This is a genomic window from Pseudactinotalea terrae, from assembly GCF_009733845.1.
Lineage (GTDB): Bacteria > Actinomycetota > Actinomycetes > Actinomycetales > Beutenbergiaceae > Pseudactinotalea > Pseudactinotalea terrae.
On sequence record NZ_WNXZ01000002.1, the window covers coordinates 85,759 to 104,397 of the forward strand.

An 18,639-nucleotide genomic window follows, 5' to 3' on the forward strand; every position below is an offset into this window, starting at 1 on the left:
CGGCCGTCAGCGGTTCGGCGGCTGGGACGATGGACGGATGGGCGAGGACCGGTGGCACGAGCGGGTCGCGCGGCTCTACGGCACCGAGCGCGTCGGGTACGCCAGCTGCGACGTGCGCTACACGACCGACCCGCCGCCCGAGGAGCTGGTGAGCCGGCTGCACCTGGTGGCGGTCACGCCCGTGGGGGACGTGGTGGTGAGCAGGTCGATCCAGGGCTGGCGGTTCCTGCCCGGCGGCACGCGCGAGCCGGGGGAGTCGCTGCTCGAGCTCGCGCGGCGGGAGCTCGTCGAGGAGGCGGGCGCGCGGCTGATCGGCGATCCCACCCCGTTCTCGTCGTTCGTGGCCGACAGCCGCACCGCGGAACCGTACCGGCCGCACCTGCCACACCCGCGGGCGTACTGGCTGCACGCGGTCGCCCAGGTCGAGGTGATGGGTCCGCCGAGCAACCCGGACGACGGCGAGCAGGTCACCGAGGTGCTGCAGCTCGCACCTGGTGAGGCGGTCGAGTACATCGCCGAGCACGACACCATCCACGCCGACGTGCTCGCCCACGCGATCGCGCTCGGGCTGCTGACGGCGCGCTGAAACAAAGTCCACGCTCGATGGCGCGGGCGCGGCCAGACAACCGGTTGCCATCGCATCGAGCGTGGAGAACGTTCCAGATGGGATCGTCGAGGCGGGTGGATCCGGCCGCGCGGTTCCACGTCCCCCAGGCGGGGCGCTACTGAAGCGTCACGTGTCGCTGGGCCGTGGCGACCACCGCGCCGTCGCGCACGAGCCGATAGCTCGTCTCGATCTCGGGGGAAAGGTACCGGTCGGGGCCCGGCGCCCCGACGCCGTGCTCCCGCAGCAGCTGCACGACGGCGGTGCTCGCCGGGGCGGGCCGCAGCGGGCTGCGGAGGTCGAGGGCACGGGCCGACGTCATGACCTCGATCGCGAGGACGCGCGTGAGGCCGTCGACGGCGCGGCGCAGCTTGCGTGCTGCACCCCACCCCATCGAGACGTGGTCCTCCTGCATCGCCGAGCTCGGGATCGAGTCGACACTCGCCGGCACCGCGAGCCGCTTCAGCTCCGCGACCACCCCAGCCTGCGTGTACTGGGCGATCATCAGCCCGGAGTCGACGCCGGGGTCGTGCGCGAGGAACGGCGGCAGGCCGTTGTTGCGTGCGGCGTCGAGGAACCGGTCGGTGCGGCGCTCGGACATCGAGGCGGCATCCGCCACCGCGATCGCGAGGAAGTCGAGCACATAGGCGACCGGGGCGCCGTGGAAGTTGCCGTTCGACTCCACACGCCCGGGGGCTCCGCCCCCGGGTTCACCCGAAGTCAGATCGCCACGCCCCTCATCGGACAGCACCACCGGGTTGTCGATCGACGCCGCCAGCTCCCGCTCGGCGACCGTGAGCGCGTGCGCGATGGTGTCGCGAACGGCGCCGTGCACCTGCGGCGAGCAGCGCAGCGAGTACGCGTCCTGGACCCGGTTGCAGTCCGGGCCGCGGTGCGAGGCGACCACGCCGGAGTCGGCGAGCAGCGCCCTGAGGTTGGCCGCGCTGGCCGCCTGCCCGGGGTGCGGGCGCAGCGCCTGCAGCTCGGCCGCGAACACCCGGTCGGTGCCCAGCTGCGCCTCGACCGACATGGCTGCGGCGACATCGGCGGTCCGCAGCAGCATCGTCAGGTCCGCGATCGCCATCAGCAGCATGCCGAGCATGCCGTCGGTGCCGTTGATGAGCGCGAGCCCCTCCTTGGCGTCGAGCTCCACGGGGGCGAGCCCCGCCCGGGCGAGCGCCTCAGCGGCAGGGTGGCTCTCGCCGTCGGGAGTCATCACCTCGCCCTCGCCCATGAGGGCGAGCGCGCAGTGCGAGAGCGGTGCGAGGTCGCCCGAGCAGCCGAGCGAGCCGTACTCGCGGACCACGGGTGTGATGTCGTGGTTCAGGAGATCGGCAAGCAGCTGCGCGGTCGCGAGATGCACGCCGGTGTGGCCTCCCGCGACCGTCGACAGCCGCAGCAGCATCATCGCTCGCACGACCTCCACCTCGACAGGCGGTCCCGAGGATGCGGCGTGCGAGCGGATCAGCGAGCGCTGCAGGTCGGCGCGCCGCTCGGGGGCGATGTGCCGGGTGGCGAGCGCGCCGAACCCGGTGGAGATGCCGTAGTGGGGAACGGCGTCGTCGGCGAGCGCGTCCACGACCGCGCGCGCCCTCTCGATCGCGGCGCTCGCCTCGGCGGTCAGCCGGACGGCGGCGCCGTCGCGGGCGACGGCGAGCAGGTCCTCGGGTGCGACGGGTCCGACGCCGACCTCGACAGTGAGTGCGGTGGTGTTCACCGGCTCATCTTCACGCACGGTGCCCGTGAGTGCGCACTTCCCCGGTGACTGCGCATCGTGCGCAGTGCGCACTCACCGTGGATGTTCGCAGTCAGCGGGTCAGAGGTCGGGGAGCGAGGCGGCGAGCTCGGCTAGGAACTCGGAGGTGCCGTCGTCGACGAGCAGGGTGGCGAGAGCGTCGCCCCGGGTCTCGCCGCGGTTCACGATCACCACGGGCTTGCCGGCCTTGGCGGCGTGCCGCACGAACCGCAGCCCGGACATCACGGCCAGCGAGCTGCCCGCGACGAGGAGGGCACCGCCGTCGTCGACCATCTCGTACGCGGCCGCGACCCGCTCCTTGGGCACGTTCTCCCCGAAGTAGACGATGTTCGGCTTGAGGATGCCACCGCAGACCTCGCACGGCGGCACCACGAAGCCGGCGGTGTCCGAGAGCACGGCATCGGCATCGGGGGCGATCTCGACATCGCCCACCTCGACGGCGAAATCCGGGTTCGCCTCGTCCAGCCGCTCGTGCATGTGCTCGCGCGTGAACACGGTCTTGCAGGTCAGGCAGATGACCTCGTTGTAGTGCCCGTGCAGGTCGATCACGTTCGTCGCGCCGGCCTGCTCGTGGAGGAGGTCGACGTTCTGGGTGATGATGCCGGAGAGCAGGCCGCGGCGCTCCAGCCCGGCCAGCGCGCGGTGGCCGGCGTTCGGGCGGGTGGTGCGCATGTGCCGCCAGCCCACGTGGTTGCGGGCCCAGTAGTGGCGGCGGAAGGCCTGGTCGCCGGCGAACTGCTGGAAGGTCATCGGGTTGCGCGGTGGGGAGTCCGGGCCGCGATAGTCGGGGATGCCGGAGTCTGTCGAGATGCCCGCACCGGTGAGCACCGCCAGGCGGGTGCGGGCGAGGATCCCGACGGCGTCGCTCACGGTTCCGAGCCGGGTCGCCTTGGTCACGTGCCCACCGTATGCCCGGCGGGGGAGTGCTACCGATTGACGAGGCACCGCGCGTGGGATGGGATCAGCGGCATGCCACGGGCCAGCCGGATGCGACGGACCCGCAGACTGCTGCGACTGCGGTGGACAGCGCACGTGGTCGTGCTCGTGCTGCTGTCGTTCGGGGCGACGACGGCGGCCGGTCTCGCCGGAGCTCAGTGGTGGTGGGCATTGCTCGGGTTCGTCGTGTACGCGGCCGGGCTCGTCGCGGCAGCGAGCTGGGTCTCGAAGCAGCTGGCGGCCCGGCAGGCGGGGGCCCTGGCTGCCGACCGCGCCGAGCTGAGCGCCGAGGAGCGGGCGCTGCCGTACGGGGTGGTTCAGAAGGGGAACGACCTGCTCCTGCCGACCAAGACGAGCGTCGTCGTGCTCTGCGCCGTGCTGACGCTGCTGCTCCTCGGACTGGGCGTGGCACTGCTACTACCCATGGATGACCCCGCGATGACTGTGATGGGTGCGCTCGCGCTGCTGTTCGGGGCATGGCTGGCCGTGCTGACCTGGTGGGTGCGGGGGACCCGGATCCGCCTCACCCCCAAGGGGATCGAGTCGACGATGGGACCCCGCCGGTTCCACACCTGGATCGAGATCCCCGAGATCAAGGTCGACCGGGCCATCGTGATCGTCAAGGCCGCCGGGGTGCCGCGGCCGCGCATCTGGATCCGGTGCGGGTTGCTCGAGGTGTCGGTCGCCGACGCTGTCGCGATGATCCGGAACATGCGGGCTTGGTGAGGGGGCGCCCGCAGCTCGGCGGTAGCGGTGGGACGCCGTCGCGCAGCGACGTGGTCCTTCGTCGCACGGCGCTGCGCTCCTCCCAAATCCCCCTGCCTGATAACGGAATCAACCCCCGCCCGAAAAGCATGGGCGGGGGTTGATTCCGTTGGCGGTAGCGGTGGGATTTGAACCCACGGTGGGCGATTAACCCACACAGCATTTCGAGTGCTGCACCTTCGGCCGCTCGGACACGCTACCTAGGCCGCTGGACAGGGTACCCAACGTGGCGGGTCGGCCCAAACCGAGGCCGCGCACCGACGTCGCGTCGCCCGAGTGCCCCTATGGCACCCCAGTGACGACATCAGGCCCTCCCGCGTGACTCCGCTGCCATCGGGGCGCCTGAGTCACGCCGCACGCGCTGTGAGCAGCGCCTCAGTCCCGGGCGTACCGCTGCACGAACGCCGAGAGCAGCAGGTGCGCGTGGCCCACCGGGGCGCCCCGGACGCTGCTGATCACCGCGTCGCGGGTCTCCGGCGGGAAGTACCCGTGGTTGGCGTACACGCGGATGCGGGCCACGATCGCGTCCTCGTCGAGCTCGGGGTGGAACTGGGTGGCGTACAGGTTCTTTCCCAGCCGGAACATCTGCACCGGGCAGCTCTGCGCCGTCGCGAGCAGCACGGCCCCCGGCGGCAGGCCGGCCAGCGCCTCCTTGTGCCCCACGTACGCGGCGAAGGCCTCCGGCATCTCGGCCAGCAGCGGGTCCGCGCGGCCCTCCGCCGTCAGCCGGACCTCGACCGCCGAGACCGGCTCTGAGTACGTCGAGTCGACCACGCCACCGGCGTGGATGCCCAGCGTCCCGACCCCGTAGCAGGCGCCGAAGAACGGGAAGTCGCGCGGCACCACCTCATCGAGCAGCCGCCGCAGGTCGTTCTCCACCCGCAGCTGCAGCTCGGACTTGTGCGGCTCGCTCGAGTTGAACGGGCTGCCACCGAGGAAGATCCCGGAGTAGTCGTCGAGGTCGAGCTCCGGCAGGGCAGCCTGCTCCAGCCGCACCCGCACCAGCTGCTCGGGGCTCAGCCCAGAGAACCGCAGGAACGAGGCGTACTCGGCGTCGGCAGCGTCGTGCTCCGGCCGGGTGGCCAGCAGCAGGAACGGCTTCATGGCGAGGCGATCCACGTCGCGAGTATCACCAGCGCGACCACCGTCGAGACCGCGTACCCGAGCACCATCCCGCCGATCGCCAGGCCGCGCCCGCTGTGCGTGTTCGAGCGGGTCCGCCACAGGCCGGCGTGCCCGAGCACGATCGCCGCGAGGGCAGGAACGAGCGTGAACACCCCGACGATCCCGCACACCAGCGCCGCCACCGCGAACCCGCTGGTGGGTGCCGGCTTCGCCTCGTAGCCCGGCCCCGAGAAGGTCTCCTCGTACGTGGGCAACGGCCGCGTGTACTCATTGACGAACACCTGCGGGTCCACCGGGTCGCGCAGGTCCTCGCGCGGCTGCACGCGCAGCGCGTCCGGGACATCCAGCGCGAGGTCGGTCGCGCCGTAGGGAGCCGGCGTGCTCGACAGCGGGGTGAACCCGGGCGCGCTCACCCCTCGACGCTCGGCGTCTCGACCGGTTTGCACCCCTCGGGGGCCGGGATGGCGACCGCGGGGTCGAGGGTCACCTCATCGGGCGCGAGCACACCGTCGAAACCGTCGCCGAGCAGCACGTCGATCGTCGCGTCCTCGCGCCCGTCGAGCACGATCTGGGCACTCGAGAACACCCCGGCGAGCGTGTACGCCGAGGCGACGCCGAGCGGACCCGTGGTCAGCTGCACCACGCCGCCGTACGGCGTGCCGTTCGCCTGCCGCCCGATCTGCACGCCGTAGTCCTGCAGCACCGCGGCGGTGCGGGCCGCCAGCTGCTGCTCGTCCGTGCCGTTGAGGACGTTCGCGCTGATCTCCGCGTATGGGACCGGCAGCGTCTCGGCGGGCGGGCACGGTGGCGCGACCGGTGGGGGCGTGCCCGCTGCCTCACCGCTGTTGATCGGCACATCGATCGGTGAGGGGATCACGCCGGACCAGACCGCACCGCCGAGCAGGCCGATCACCAGGAGCGCCGCCACGAGGGTGCCGAAGATCACCGTCTGGCGTTGCTGCAGGTGCCGACGGCGGGCTGCTCGGGCGCGCACGGCCTCCGTGCTCTGGCTCACGGGAGTAGAACCTATCCGACGCCCCGGGAATCCCCGGTCACGTCAGGTCCAGCACGCGTGCGTGCAGCACGTTCCGCTGGCCGAGCGCCGCCCGCAGCGCGCGGTGCAGCCCATCCTCCAGGTACATCGTCCCCTTCCAGCGGACCACGTGGGCGAACAGGTCGCCGTAGAACGTGGAGTCCTCCGAGAGCAGGCTGCGCAGGTCGAGCGTGGACTTCGTGGTTACGAGCTCGTCGAGATGCACCTGCCGGGGCGGCACGTCCGCCCAGTCCTTCGGCGTGGTCCGCCCATGATCGGGGTACGGGCGCTCATCGCCGACCGACTTGAATATCACCCACTGATCCTAAGAGACGGCGGTGACGCGGGGCGATCCGTCCTCAGGTTGATATCGAGAAGGGTCGGCCACCCCATCGACGCCGGGCACCGGAACGGCCAGGATGTGCTCATGTCGACGCCACCCCCGGGTCCGCCCGGCTCATACCCGCAGGGCCCGACGGCGCAGCCGGGCTTCGGTCCGTCGTCGCACCCTGGTCCGTGGCCCGGTCAGGGCCAGACGGCGCAGCCCGGGTTCGGGGGTCCGCCTCCCCCTGGGTGGGGCGGGCCGCAGCCGCAGCAAGGATGGCAGGGCGCACCCCAGGCGCCCGGACCTGCTCAGGGCGCCCCGCCGTCGTCGGCGACCGTGATGACGTGGGCACGGATCCTGTGCCCGGTCTTCGTGCTGGTGGGCCTGACGATCTCGCAGAGCGGGAGCATGGGGTGGACCGACTACACGCTGTGGGCGTTGTTCGCGGCGGTGATGTCGCTCGCGCAGCTGGTGACGCTGCTGAAGGGTCGGGACCCCGAGCAGATGCGAGTCATCGCGATGATCGCGACCGCCGCACTGGTGGCGTACTGGGTCGTCATCGTGCTGCCGGGCATCTCCTCGAACGCCGGGTTCCTGCAGACGCTCGGCGTCGGGTGCGCCGGGGTGGCGGCGTGGCTCGGGGGCGCCCGCCGATGAGCGCGAGCCGATGAACGGCCGGGTGGCGCTCGCAGCGGTGGCGCTGCTGCTCGCCCTCGGGCTGCCGTGGGGCGTGGTCGGTGCCGAGACCGAGTACGTGGCGGGCTGGATGACCCCCTCGTACTGCGTCACCACCTGGGACGGCTACCTCGACTGCACCTACAGCTACATCAGCCCGGGGTTCGTGATCCCCGGGCAGGGGGCGGCCTACGCGGGCTACCAGACCTCGGCGCGCATCACGATCGTGCTCGGCGCCGTGCTGCTGCTGCACTGGACCCGCAACGGTGGCCGCTGGCAGCTGCCCGCCGCGGCGCTGCTGCAGGTCGGCGCCGTGGCGCTGGCCGGGACGGCGCTGCGGCCCGGTGCAGTGGCAGCGCTGCTCGCGGCCGCGCTGCTGCTGGCCGAGTCCGGTCTGCTTCGTGGACGCGCTTTGCCCGCCTGGGGCACCGACGGTAGAATGACACGACCATTCAGTAGTGCATAGATAGTCGCCGCAGGTGACGGAAGGGCCGCCGGTGGCCGAGGTCGTCCGTGCCGTCTACGAGATCGAGAGCGCGCTGCCGCTGGAGCAGACCGCCGCCGTGATGGCGAGCGAGCAGAGCAGCGGCACGTTCGTGGCGGTCGCCCGCGAGACCGAGGAGCTGAAGGCCCGGTTCGCCGCCCGCGTGGTGGACATCGCCGAGCTGCCCCCGAGCGGGCTGCCCCCGCTGCCCGGCGCCTCGGGGGACTGGAGCCAGGCCCGCCGCGCGCGCGTGACGATTGAGTTCCCGCTGCACAACTTCGGGCCCTCGATCCCCAACCTGCTCGCCGCGGTGGCGGGCAACCTGTTCGAGATCCGCGAGGCCGGTGCATTGAAGCTGGTCGACCTCGAGCTGCCGCAGGCGTTCGCGGATGCCTACGGGGGGCCGCAGTTCGGTGTCGACGGCACCTTCGAGCTCGCCGGCCGCGAGCACGACGGCCCGCTGATCGGCACGATCGTCAAGCCCAGCATCGGTCTGGACGCCGAGCAGCTGGCCGAGCTCGTCACCGAGCTCGCCGATGCGGGCATCGACTTCATCAAGGACGACGAGCTGCAGGGCAACTCGCCCGCGCTGCCGCTGGCGGTGCGGGTGCCCGCCGTCATGAAGGCGCTGCACGCGAGCGCCGAGCGCACCGGCAAGCTGCCGATGTACGCCTTCAACATCACCGACGACATCGGCCGCCTCGGTGAGCACCACGACCTGGTGAAGGCGCACGGCGGCACCTGCGTGATGGTCGCCGTCAACACCGTGGGCATCGCAGGGCTGCAGTACCTGCGGGAGCGCTCCGAGCTGCCGATCCACGCGCACCGCACGATGTTCGGCGCGATGAACCGGTCGCCGCAGGTGGGGATCGGCTTCCACGCCTCGTCCAAGCTGTGGCGGCTCGCGGGGGCCGACCACGTCCACACCAACGGGCTGCGCAACAAGTTCTACGAGGACGACGCGACCGTGCTCGACTCGATCGCGCAGGTGCGCACCCCGCTGCTGGGGACCACGCCTTGCCTGCCGGTGCTGTCCTCCGGTCAGTCGGCCGGTCTCGCGCACGCGACCTACGAGGCGGTGCAGACCACGGATCTGCTGGTGCTCGCGGGCGGCGGCATCCACGGCCACCCGGGCGGCTCGGCCGCGGGCGTGCGGGCCATGCGGGAGGCGTGGGATGCCGCGGTCTCGGGCGAGCCGCTCGAGGATCGTGCCGCTGCCGTGCCCGAGCTGGCGGCTGCCCTCGAGCGCTTCGGCCGCCGCTGATGGTGCGCTTCGCCTTCTACGGCGACGACTTCACCGGCTCGGTCGACGCGCTGCTGCAGTTCCGCCGCACCGGGCTCGACGGCGTCCTGGTCACCTCGCCGGAGGCCGTCGCCCGGGTGGGGGAGGCCGACGTCGTCGGGATCGCGGGCATCGCCCGCTCGCTGCCGACGGCGCAGCTCGAGTCCGAGGTCCGGCCCGCTCTCGAGGCGCTGCTGGCGCTGCGTCCCGACGTCCTCCAGTACAAGGCCTGCTCGACGGCGGACTCCTCACCCGAGGTGGGCAGCCTCGGCCGGGTCATCGAGATCGGTCGCGCGCTGGTGGGGACCTCGCCGGTCCCGGTGCTGTTCGCGCAGCCCGACTTCGGCCGCTACACCGCCTTCAGCCACCACTTCGCGGCCGACCGCGGCGAGGTGTACCGCCTCGACCGGCAGCCCACGATGGCGAACCACCCGGTCACGCCCGCGACCGAGTCCGACCTGCGGGTGCACCTGGGTGCGCAGACCGGGCTGCGGATCGGCGCGGTGCACTGGCCGACCTTCGCGGACCTGCCGCCGCTCGACCTGACCCGCGCCGACGTCGACATCCTCGTCCTCGACGCCCTCACCGACGACCACCTGCGCCTCCTCGGCGCCACCCTCACCCCCCGATTTCAACGCACCTTCGACCACGACCCGATTTCAACGCACCTTCGACCGCGCTTCGTGCTCGGCTCCGGCGGCCTCTCGCGTGCACTGGGTCTCGGCGCGCAGGCCGTGCCCGGAGAGTCGGTGGTCGACAGTGCGTTGAAGTCGGAAAGCGGTCGAAAGTGCGTTGAAATCGCCCCGGGCGCTGGCCCCACGCTCGTGCTGAGCGGGTCGGCGTCGGCGCTCACGTGGCGGCAGGTCGAGGCCGCCGTGCAGGCGGGCTTCACCGCGCTCGACCTGTTCGCCGAGGGCACCCCCGACCAGGCCCTGCGGCTCGCGGCGCAGGGGAGCGCCGTCGTCGTCCACTCCACACGACCCGGGCAACCTCGCACGGCGAGCAGCGCCGAGATCGAGGAGCGGCTCGCCGCGATCGGCACCGCGGTGCTGCGCGCCCGGCCCGACACCCGGCTCGTGGTCGCCGGCGGCGACACCTCCGGCAACGTGCTGCGGCGGCTCGGCATCGACTCGCTGCGCATCACCAGCAACGCCTGGGGCATCGTCTCGCTGTGCCGAGCCGAGGGCACCCAGGAGCACCTCCGTGGCGGCATCGAGGTCGCGCTCAAGGGCGGCCAGATGGGCCACGACAACCTGTTCGACGACATCCGCAGCGGCACCCCGCTGCGCTAGGAGGAATCCTCTTGCTCACCGACACCCGCGCGAGCGCGCACGCCGTGATGAGCTCGGCCGCGCCCGGCTCGGTCGAGATCACCGGCGCCGCGCCGCTGCCGGCGATGCACGCCGCAGCGCTCACCACCACGATCCCCACGATGGGCGCGATCTTCTTCGACGCCGACCGGGCGCACGCGTACCAGAACTTCCTCGTCGCCGGCGGGGTCACCGAGGGCACGCGCGGCGCCCACCACGGCGCCCCGTTCATGGACGGCGACTTCTACAAGTGGCTCGAGGCCACCGTGGTGGCCGCGGCCGAGACCGACGCGGACGACCTGGTGAGCATGGTCGACAAGGCCGCAGACGCCGTCGTCGGCGCCCAGCGCGCGGACGGCTACGTCCAGACCAAGACCACCACGCGCGAGCGTGACGGCGGCCCCGGGCCGCTGGCCGACCGGCTCGACTTCGAGACCTACAACTTCGGGCACCTGATGACGCTCGCGAGCATCGCCTACCGCGCGAGCGGCGACGACCGCTTCCTCGGCGTCGCGAAGCGGCTCGGCGACTGGCTGCTGGTGGCCGTGCAGGAGCACCCCGAGCGGTTCGCCGACTGCAACATCTGCCCCTCGCACTACATGGGCACCGTGGAGCTCGCCCGCGCCACCGGCGACGACCGCTACACGGCGCTCGCCGCGCGCCTGATCGAGCTGCACGGCGGCAAGGGCCGCGCGGGCAGCGACGACAACCAGGACCAGCTCGCCGCCGCCGATCAGCGGGTCGCTGCCGGGCACGCGGTGCGCGCGAACTACCTGTACGCGGGCATGACCGACGTGGTCCTGGAGACCGGCGACCCGGCCCTGCGCGAGGCGATCGACTCGCTCTGGGACGACCTCGTGGGCCGCAAGCTCTACATCACCGGCGGCTGCGGCGCGCTCTACGACGGCGCCTCGCCCGACGCGGCGCAGGACTACTGGAGCGTGACCAAGGTCCATCAGTCCTACGGCCGCTCCTACCAGCTGCCGCAGACCACGGCCTACAACGAGTCGTGCGCCTCGATCGGCTTCATCATGTGGGCGTGGCGGATGCTCGCGCTCACCGGCGAGGCCCGGTTCGCCGACGAGATCGAGCGGGTGCTGCTCAACGCGCTGCCCGCGATGATCGGCGCCGATGCCATGACCTACCTGTACACGAACCCGCTGCGGCAGGTCCGGGACCTGCCGTACGAGCTGCGCCGCGCGGGCGACCAGCTGCGGGCCACCGAGGGCGTGCGGCCCTCGCACGTGCGGCCGCGGCAGGCGTTCATGGACTCCTCCTTCTGCTGCCCGCCCAACATCGCGCGCGCTCTCGCCGAGCTGCCCTACTACGTCTACGGGACCGCTCCCGACGGCGTGTGGGTGCACCAGTTCGTCTCGGGAACCATGGCGGCAGAGGTCGACGGCGGGACCCTGCGTCTCGAGCAGACGACCGCCTATCCCGCGGCCGGGTCCGTGACGATCCGCGTCACCGCGGATGCTCCTCTACGTGCTGCGGTGCGCGTGCGCATCCCCGGCTGGGCCGGGGACGAGGCCACGGTGAGGGTCGACGGCGAGGCGATCACCGCCGTCGAGCACGGCTATGCGGTGATCGAGCGGGAGTGGACCGACGCCACGATCACGCTCGAGCTGCCGATGAGCGCGCGGCTGGTGGCTGCGCACCACCTCGTGGAGGAGGCCACGAACCAGGTCGCGGTGATGCGCGGCCCGATCGTGTACTGCCTCGAGGAGGCCGACCTGCCCGAGGGCGTCGGCATCGAGGAGGTCTATCTGCCGCGCGGCATCGAGCTGGCCGAGGTGGCCGGCGACGGCCCGTTCGAGGGCTACACGGTCCTCGAGGGCGTCGCGCGCCGGCTGCCGCGGCTGGTCGCGAGCGGCCACCTGTACGGCGAGCTGCCCGCGGCGGCGCCCGCGGAGCTGCCGGTGCGGCTGGTGCCGTACGGCCGCTGGGGCAACCGCGGTGACGGCGAGATGTCGGTGTGGCTGCCGGTGATCTGGTGAGCAGGACCCGAGCAACGAGGAGAACGACATGACTCGACTGGCCTACATCCACACCGGTGCGGTGGTGATCCCGACGTTCTCGGCGCTGTCGGCCGAGCACCTGCCCGGGGTCGAGGTGCAGCACCTGCTGGACTCGACGATCGTGGGCGACCTCGGCCGTGACGCCGAGGGCAGCGGGGTGCAGCAACGGCTCGAGGCGCTCGGTGCCGCCGCGGTGGCCTCCGGCGCCTCCACCGTGGTGTTCTCGTGCAGCTCGATCGGCGGGTACGCGGCCGGCCTGAGCGAGAAGCTCGGGGTGCCGGTGCTGCGGATCGACGAGGCGATGGCCGACGAGGCCGTCTCGACCGGTTCGCGCGTGGCCGTGATCGCGACGCTACCCACCACGCTGGAGCCCACGGTCGCGCTGCTGCGGGACCGGGCCGCGCACGCCGGTGCCGAGATCGAGGTGACCGACCGGGTGGTCGAGGGCGCGTTCGAGGCGATCGTCGGGGGTGACGCCGCCACGCACGACCGGCTGGTCGGTGAGGCGATCGTCGCCCTCGCGGCCGAGAACGACGTCGTGGTGCTCGCGCAGGCGTCGATGGCCGGGGCGGCCGCGGCCGTGACGGTCGACGTGCCCGTGCTCACCAGCCCGGAGCTCGGCGTGCGGCGCGTCGCGCAGGCCCTCGCGGCCCGCTGACGTCGCTCAGGGCTCGGTGACCTCGAAGATCGCCGAGCCGCCCTTCTCGAGGTCGCTCATGATGTGGGTGACGCCCGAGTAGTGCCCGGCCTCCGGGAAGGTCAGCTCCACGAAGCCGCCCTGGGCGGGTTGCAGCGCGAGCGCCTGGGCGCCTCCGGTGCCGGTCTCGCCGCCGTCGTGCAGGAGGTAGCTGCCCTCGGAGAACACGGTGTCGAACTGGCCGCCGACCACGTGGAACGCGCTCGGCCGATTCGGGCCGACGTCGAGCACCCATACCCGCACCCGCTCGCCCACGAGGGCGGGCAGCGGCTGATGCCGGTACTGGTTGGCGTAGCCGTTGAAGACGACGAGGTCGGGGTGCTGGGAGGCGATCCGGTCGGCGTCGGCCACACCGCCCTGCGGCCCGAGGTACAGCTCCGACTGCACGAGCAGGTACTCCCGGTTGACCTCCGGCAGGTCCGGCGGGTCGATGATCACGGCGCCGGCCATGCCGTTCGCGATGTGCATGCTCATCGGCATCGTGGAGCAGTGGTACATCCAGATCCCGCTGCGCTCGGCGCGGAACGTGTAGGTGAGCGACTCGCCGGGGTTGATGGTGCGCATGGGCTCGTCGGGTGCGAGGGCGCCGGCGTGGAAGTCGATCGAGTGGCCGAGCGTGCCGTCGTTGACGAGCGTGATGACGAACGTGTCGCCGACCGCACCCCGCAGCGTGGGCCCGGGCGCCGTGCCGTTGAACGTCCACCGCATCTGGGTGACGCCGGGCGCGACCTCGAGCTCGACCTCCTCCGCGCGCATCGTGAGCCGGTGCAGCGTGCCCTCGCCGTCCGGGTCGGGCTCGCTGGTCGTGCCGTGGGCGTCGGTGCCGCTGGTGGCGGCGGGCGGGAGGGCGGCGTCGTACGCCTCGAAGCCCTCCGCTGGCTCCGCCATGAGATCGAGATCCCCGACGGCGGAGGGCTGGGTCGCGGAGCCCTGGTCACCGTGGTGGGTGGGTTCGTCCCCGGCCGTGACCGTGCCGCCGGCGGTGACCACGGTCAGGGTCATGCCCATCAGCCGGTGGCCCGCGACCGAGCACCAGCCGTCCAGGGCGGCGCTGATCGGCCCGACCTCGACCTGTACCGACTCGCCGGGCGTGACCCGCCCCGAGGTGACGCCGTTGGCGAGCACGAGGTCGTGGATCTGGTCGTCGGCGTTGACGAGGTCGATCACCAGGGCGTTGCCGGCCGGGACCTCGACCACGTCGGGGGAGAACCGCATGTCGGCCATCGTCACGGTGACCGTGGTGGTCTCACCGGTCTCGCCTGCGGCCGCCTCCGTGCTCGCGGGGCCCGCGGAGGCCGGGATCGCCAGCACGCCGGCGGCGGCCGGGTCGACGGCGACGCCCCCGATCACGGCGATCGCCACCAGCACGGCACCCAGGCCCGCACCGGTGAGCCCGCGCCGCCCGGTCAGCGAGGCGCCGAAGGCGGCCGGGGGGACCGGGCCGCCGCGTGCGGGCGCGGCCAGCTCGAGCGTGCGCCTGCTGCTGCGGCGCTGCACCAGCACCACCCGCACCGTGATGACCAGGAAGGCGAGCAGCGGCAGCAGCCCCATGGTCGACACCGTGACCGCGACCCAGCTCGGCAGCGGCAGCGCGAACAGCAGCACGCAGGCGTTGAGCACGACCAGTCGGGCGGCGCCCGAGCGCTCCATCTCGGCGATGCTCCAGCGCACCGCGGCGGGTCCGCCACCGAGCACCACCGGCACCAGGTAGGTCATCGAGCCGACCATCACCTGAGCCACGAAACCGGCCGCGAACGGCGCGACCAGACCGGTGAGGCGGTCGGGCGCCACTGTCCACGACGGAGCGGTCGAGACCACCACGCCGAACCCGACGACGCTGCCGAGCAGCCACACCAGCGACGCGCCGATCGAGGCCGCGGCGAAGGTGCCGCCGGTCCCGGCCGCGCTCGCAGCCCGGCCTTGCGCGAGCACGTGCACGCCGAGCATCGCGAGCGCGGCGGCGACCACGAGGGAGCCGGCGCCCACGAGCGGCCGGAACCCGCTGGCCGGTCCCGCGAGCATCACGACCAGCCCGGCGAGCAGCACCAGCAGCGCACGCCTGCCGGTGGCCTCGGCGGTGGCGGAGATGCGGGTGCGCAGCACGGTCGGCCACAGCAGCACCACCGTGCCCGCGACCGTGGTGCCGACCCAGCCGAGCAGCGTTACGGCCACGTGCCCCACGTAGAGGCGACCCCCTGCCTCGGGACCCACCGGTACCCGTGCCAGGACCACGCCGAGCCCGACCCCGATGGGGAGCATCGCCGTCGCCAGCAGGTAGTAGCGCACGAGGTGGGAGAGGCGGTTGCCGAGCATCCGGGTGCTGCCGCTGCCCTGGCGCACGAGCACCACGAGGTGCAGCACCGCCACGGCCGTGACGATCGCGGCCCCGGCGATCACCAGCGGTGTCTGCTCGGTGATCATGCCGGCCGTCACGAGCGCGGCGCCGGCCGACCAGCCGAGCAGCCGCAGCCACAGGACCCGGCGGCCGCCGGGTGCGGGGCGGCGCAGCAGCGTCTCGGCGAAGTGCTGGCTCCAGAGCAAGATTGCGGTGCTGACGCCGCCGAGCAGCAGCAGGTGCACCATCAGCCAGCCGGCCGCGGGCACGAACCGGTGCCCCAGGGTGACCACGCCGGCGGCGACGAACCAGGCGAGCACGAGCCCGTTGGCGGGCACGTAGAGCGAGGCGCGCGACGGCGGTGATGCAGTGGTCTTGTGGGGCTGGCTCATCGTGTGGTTCCGAGGGTGAGTGCGGGTGCGGCCGGTGCGGGCTCGGCGGCGCGGGGGCGGGATGATGGGGCTCCCAGCACGACGCTGCCCGCGGCCAGCATCACGAACAGCAGCAGGGCGACGATGTTGGCGACGCCGGAGGCGGCGACCGCGGCGGGGACGCCCCAGGCGTCACCGAGGAGCACCCGGGTCAGCAGCGAGGCGTGCAGCAGCACGAGCGGCACCCAGAGCACCGGCCGGTAGGGCAGCGGGCGGCGGATCACGGCGGGCAGGATCACGGGCGCGTGGGCGATGATCATCGAGATCACGAAGCCGAGGAAGACCGCGTGCAGCACGGCGTCGTAGCCAGGTCCTTGCCAGAGCGGCCCGGCCACGAGCCAGGTCGCGCCTGCGACGGCGAGCCACACGTACCCGGCCAGCATCGCGGCCGCCATGAACCGGGTGAGGCCGCCTGTGCGGATGGTGCGGCGGGCGACGTCGGCCGTACCGACCACCGCCACCAGGGTCAGCAGTGTCAGCCCGAGCAGCAGGTAGCCGACGGTCGGCAGCACCAGCGCGGTGGCGGCGGCGAGGAGCCACAGCCCACCGAGGGCGGTGGCGAGGACCTGCGCACGAGGGGGCTGCGCCGTCGTCGTCAGACCCACGACCGAGAGCTCGAGGCGTTCGCCGAGGATGGTGAGCACGAGGAACCCGACCAGCCACGGAGCGAGGAACGGCACGGCGACGCCCGCGAGCCAGAGCGCGGCGGCGCCGGTCGCGCTCGCGGCGCCGAGGATCTCGACGGCGAGCGGGAGCGCCGGGCCGCGCCGCCAGATCGCGCGGTAGACGAGCAGCAGGGCGATGGTGCCGAGGGTGAGCAGCGCCTGGCCCGCGCGCAGCGGGATCGGCGCGAGGAGCGCGAGGGCGCCGACGCCGAGGAGCGTGGGGGCGAGGTATCCCCAGGGCCGGCGCAGGGCGACGGCACGCTCGAGGGCGATCACGGTGCCGACGAAGCCGAGGACCATCAGCGGGCCGTGCACCTGCTCCCAGCGCTCCGAGCTCACGGGGGCGGCGAGCCCGAGGAGCAGGAGTGCGCCGTCGAGCCCCGCGAGCAACGCCAGGCCGGCGGGGATCAGGAGGAGCGCGCGCGGATGCGCCGGGCGGGTGGGCACCTTTCCGATGCTAGGAACGGCCGGTGGCGCCTGCCCGGGACCTTGGGCCCTTGCTCGTGGGGGCGCGGAGCGGGTGGGATGAGCGGTGCGCGCCCCCGTCCGCCGAGTTCGTTGCACCTCGGCGAGTTCGCTTGGTGCTCCCGACGAACCCGACGATGTGCAACGAACTCGGCGAGCTGGGGTGCCCGAGAACACGTCCGATCAGGTGCCGGCCCGTGGTCGTAACGTTTCGATCTGAGCCCTATCCTGAGTGCCCGTGACACTCTCGCTGCAGCGCCGCCGCCGCACCTCGGCGGCCGGCTCTGGTTCCTGGACACCGCGGCAGTGGGCCGCGCTCGTGTGCGTCCTGGCCGGGTATGTGGTGGGCACGCTGACGACATCGGGCACGGCGATCGCACTGCCCACGATCGCCACCGAGCTGCGCGCCGGCCCCGCCGGGATGCAGTGGTTCGTCACCGGCTACCTGCTCGCCGCGACCTGCTTGGTGCTGGTGGCTGGCGCGCTCGGGGACCGGTACGGGCGCCGGCTGGTGCTGCGGATCTCCTCGATCCTCTACACCGCGGGCATGGTGGGCGCTGCGCTCGCGCAGGACATCGTGTCCCTCGACGCCGCCCGGATCCTGTCCGGTGTCGGCTCGGCCGGTCTGATGGCGTGCGGCGCTGCCGTGCTCGCGAGCTCCTTCGACGGCGTGGACCGGGTGCGTGCGTTCGCGCTGTGCGGCACCGCGGGCGGCATCGGCATGGCCTTCGGGCCGACCGCCGCAGGCTGGATCGTGGCGCAGGCGGGCTGGCGCGGCACGTTCGTGGTGCTTGCGGCGGTCTCGGTGCTCATGGTGGTCAGCACCTATCTCATCGAGGAGAGCCGGGCCGCGCAGCCACGCCGCCTCGACGTGGGCGGTGCCGTGCTGCTCGCGATCGGGCTGAGCCTGCTGCTGCTGGGGATCTCGACCGGCACCGGCTCCGGCTTCACCGTTGTGGTCGTGGGCGAGCTGGTGGCGGCGTGCCTCGTGCTCGCGGCGTTCGTGGTGCGCTGCCTGCGGGTGGCGGAGCCGCTGCTCGACCTGGCCCTGGTGAAGAACCGGCAGGTCGCGGGGTGGCTGCTCGCGAGCGTGATGGGCCCGGTCGGGCTCGCGGGCTTCACCGTGTATCTGCCGACCTATCTCCTCACGGTGCGCGGCGTCGAGGCCGGGCCGGCGGGCACCTGGATGCTGGCGTTCACCGTGCCGATCTTCGTGACGCCGATGCTCGCCTCGCGCTGGGTCACGCGCGGCGGCTCGCCTGCCCGCGCCGTGGCGCTCGCCCTCGGTCTGATGAGCGCGGGGCTGTTCGCGCTGGCCGCGCTCGCCACGAACCCTGCGGCGTGGGCGATCCTCGTGCCGACCGCGCTGCTCGGGGTGGCATCCGGCACGCTGACGGGCTTGTGCGACGCCCAGCTGATGAGCCGGGCCGGCAGCGAGCACGTGGGCATGATGTCGGGTCTGCTCAACACCGTGCGGACAGGCGTCACCTCGATCGTGCTCGCCGTCTTCGGAGGCGGCCTCGCCGTCGCGATCGGCCGCGCTGTCGGCGGCGGTGAGGCGGCCGATCGCCTCGCGACCGGCGACGTCAGCGGGCTCGACCCCAAGCTTGCGGTGAGCGGCTTCGGGTCGGGGTGGGCCGCCGTCGTCGGGGTCAACGGTGTGGTGATCGCGCTCGTCGCGGTGGTGTTCGTGATGCTGTTGCGCGGGCGTCGACGGGCCGCGTGAGTGAACC

17 protein-coding genes and 1 tRNA gene are annotated in these 18,639 nt (G+C 72.7%); 9 read left to right on the forward strand and 9 right to left on the reverse strand.

All coding sequences use genetic code 11. The annotated features are described in order from the left end of the window. The first annotated feature begins 37 nt into the window (after positions 1-37). On the forward strand, positions 38-586 hold the full coding sequence (locus GPA03_RS07870; protein ID WP_156251466.1) for an NUDIX domain-containing protein: 549 nt from the start codon (positions 38-40) through the stop codon (positions 584-586). A 136-nt stretch (positions 587-722) separates the two neighbouring features. On the opposite strand, the gene hutH is transcribed toward GPA03_RS07870, so the two are convergent. Both hutH and GPA03_RS07880 read right to left on the reverse strand, forming a co-directional pair. After that, a complete protein-coding gene (gene hutH, locus GPA03_RS07875; protein ID WP_156251467.1) occupies positions 723-2,321 on the reverse strand; it encodes a histidine ammonia-lyase in 1,599 nt (532 codons plus the stop codon). Between the two features lie 99 nt (positions 2,322-2,420). Continuing rightward, positions 2,421-3,257, reverse strand: coding sequence for an NAD-dependent protein deacetylase (locus GPA03_RS07880; RefSeq protein ID WP_170296881.1), 837 nt, complete (start codon positions 3,255-3,257; stop codon positions 2,421-2,423). Positions 3,258-3,329: 72 nt separating this feature from the next. Here GPA03_RS07880 and GPA03_RS07885 point away from each other — a divergent pair, with 72 nt between their 5' ends. Continuing rightward, the gene (locus GPA03_RS07885; protein ID WP_156251468.1) at positions 3,330-4,022 is read left to right on the forward strand and encodes a hypothetical protein; all 693 of its coding nucleotides are present in this window, start codon (positions 3,330-3,332) and stop codon (positions 4,020-4,022) included. Between the two features lie 149 nt (positions 4,023-4,171). Here GPA03_RS07885 and GPA03_RS07890 read toward each other — a convergent pair. The 5 genes from GPA03_RS07890 to GPA03_RS07910 all read right to left on the reverse strand — a co-directional run bounded on the left by GPA03_RS07890 (position 4,172) and on the right by GPA03_RS07910 (position 6,535). Next, positions 4,172-4,262: transfer RNA gene (locus tag GPA03_RS07890), tRNA-Ser, on the reverse strand. 174 nt (positions 4,263-4,436) lie between these two features. Beyond that, entirely contained in the window at positions 4,437-5,180 is a 744-nt protein-coding gene (locus GPA03_RS07895) for a glutamine amidotransferase (protein WP_421958406.1), read from the reverse strand. Further along, on the reverse strand, positions 5,162-5,599 hold the full coding sequence (locus GPA03_RS07900) for a DUF4190 domain-containing protein (RefSeq protein WP_162458298.1): 438 nt from the start codon (positions 5,597-5,599) through the stop codon (positions 5,162-5,164). Before GPA03_RS07900 ends, GPA03_RS07895 begins: the two co-directional genes overlap by 19 nt. Further along, positions 5,596-6,201, reverse strand: a complete 606-nt coding sequence (locus tag GPA03_RS07905; RefSeq protein WP_162458299.1) for a LytR C-terminal domain-containing protein — start codon at positions 6,199-6,201, stop codon at positions 5,596-5,598. Before GPA03_RS07905 ends, GPA03_RS07900 begins: the two co-directional genes overlap by 4 nt. A 37-nt stretch (positions 6,202-6,238) precedes the next feature. Then, on the reverse strand, positions 6,239-6,535 hold the full coding sequence (locus GPA03_RS07910; RefSeq protein ID WP_156251471.1) for a type II toxin-antitoxin system VapB family antitoxin: 297 nt from the start codon (positions 6,533-6,535) through the stop codon (positions 6,239-6,241). Between the two features lie 111 nt (positions 6,536-6,646). On the opposite strand from GPA03_RS07910, the gene GPA03_RS07915 reads away from it, so the two are divergent. From GPA03_RS07915 to GPA03_RS07940, 6 genes are read left to right on the forward strand one after another with little or no spacing between them, the layout of a single operon-like run. Beyond that, positions 6,647-7,201 (forward strand): hypothetical protein, encoded by a 555-nt coding sequence (locus GPA03_RS07915; protein WP_156251472.1) that lies wholly within the window; start codon positions 6,647-6,649, stop codon positions 7,199-7,201. A 10-nt stretch (positions 7,202-7,211) separates the two neighbouring features. After that, positions 7,212-7,685 carry a hypothetical protein gene (locus GPA03_RS07920; RefSeq protein WP_162458300.1) on the forward strand — a complete coding sequence of 158 codons (474 nt, stop codon included), beginning with the start codon at positions 7,212-7,214 and terminating at the stop codon, positions 7,683-7,685. A gap of 13 nt (positions 7,686-7,698) precedes the next feature. Beyond that, a complete protein-coding gene (locus GPA03_RS07925; protein WP_241681158.1) occupies positions 7,699-8,967 on the forward strand; it encodes a RuBisCO large subunit C-terminal-like domain-containing protein in 1,269 nt (422 codons plus the stop codon). Further along, positions 8,967-10,277, forward strand: a complete 1,311-nt coding sequence (locus GPA03_RS07930; protein WP_156251474.1) for a four-carbon acid sugar kinase family protein — start codon at positions 8,967-8,969, stop codon at positions 10,275-10,277. The genes GPA03_RS07925 and GPA03_RS07930 overlap by 1 nt, the downstream gene beginning before the upstream one ends. Before the next feature lie 11 nt (positions 10,278-10,288). After that, complete coding sequence (locus GPA03_RS07935; protein ID WP_156251475.1) at positions 10,289-12,292, forward strand: glycoside hydrolase family 127 protein; 2,004 nt, start codon at positions 10,289-10,291, stop codon at positions 12,290-12,292. Positions 12,293-12,320: 28 nt separating this feature from the next. Then, positions 12,321-12,971, forward strand: coding sequence for an aspartate/glutamate racemase family protein (locus GPA03_RS07940; protein WP_156251476.1), 651 nt, complete (start codon positions 12,321-12,323; stop codon positions 12,969-12,971). A 6-nt stretch (positions 12,972-12,977) separates the two neighbouring features. On the opposite strand, the gene GPA03_RS07945 is transcribed toward GPA03_RS07940, so the two are convergent. Both GPA03_RS07945 and GPA03_RS07950 read right to left on the reverse strand, forming a co-directional pair. Then, on the reverse strand, positions 12,978-15,737 hold the full coding sequence (locus tag GPA03_RS07945; protein ID WP_156251477.1) for a multicopper oxidase domain-containing protein: 2,760 nt from the start codon (positions 15,735-15,737) through the stop codon (positions 12,978-12,980). Next, complete coding sequence (locus GPA03_RS07950) at positions 15,734-16,888, reverse strand: hypothetical protein (protein ID WP_156251478.1); 1,155 nt, start codon at positions 16,886-16,888, stop codon at positions 15,734-15,736. Before GPA03_RS07950 ends, GPA03_RS07945 begins: the two co-directional genes overlap by 4 nt. A 256-nt stretch (positions 16,889-17,144) precedes the next feature. Between GPA03_RS07950 and GPA03_RS07955 the strand changes: the two genes are divergently transcribed. Next, a complete protein-coding gene (locus GPA03_RS07955) occupies positions 17,145-18,632 on the forward strand; it encodes an MFS transporter (RefSeq protein WP_162458301.1) in 1,488 nt (495 codons plus the stop codon). Positions 18,633-18,639 lie beyond the last annotated feature (7 nt).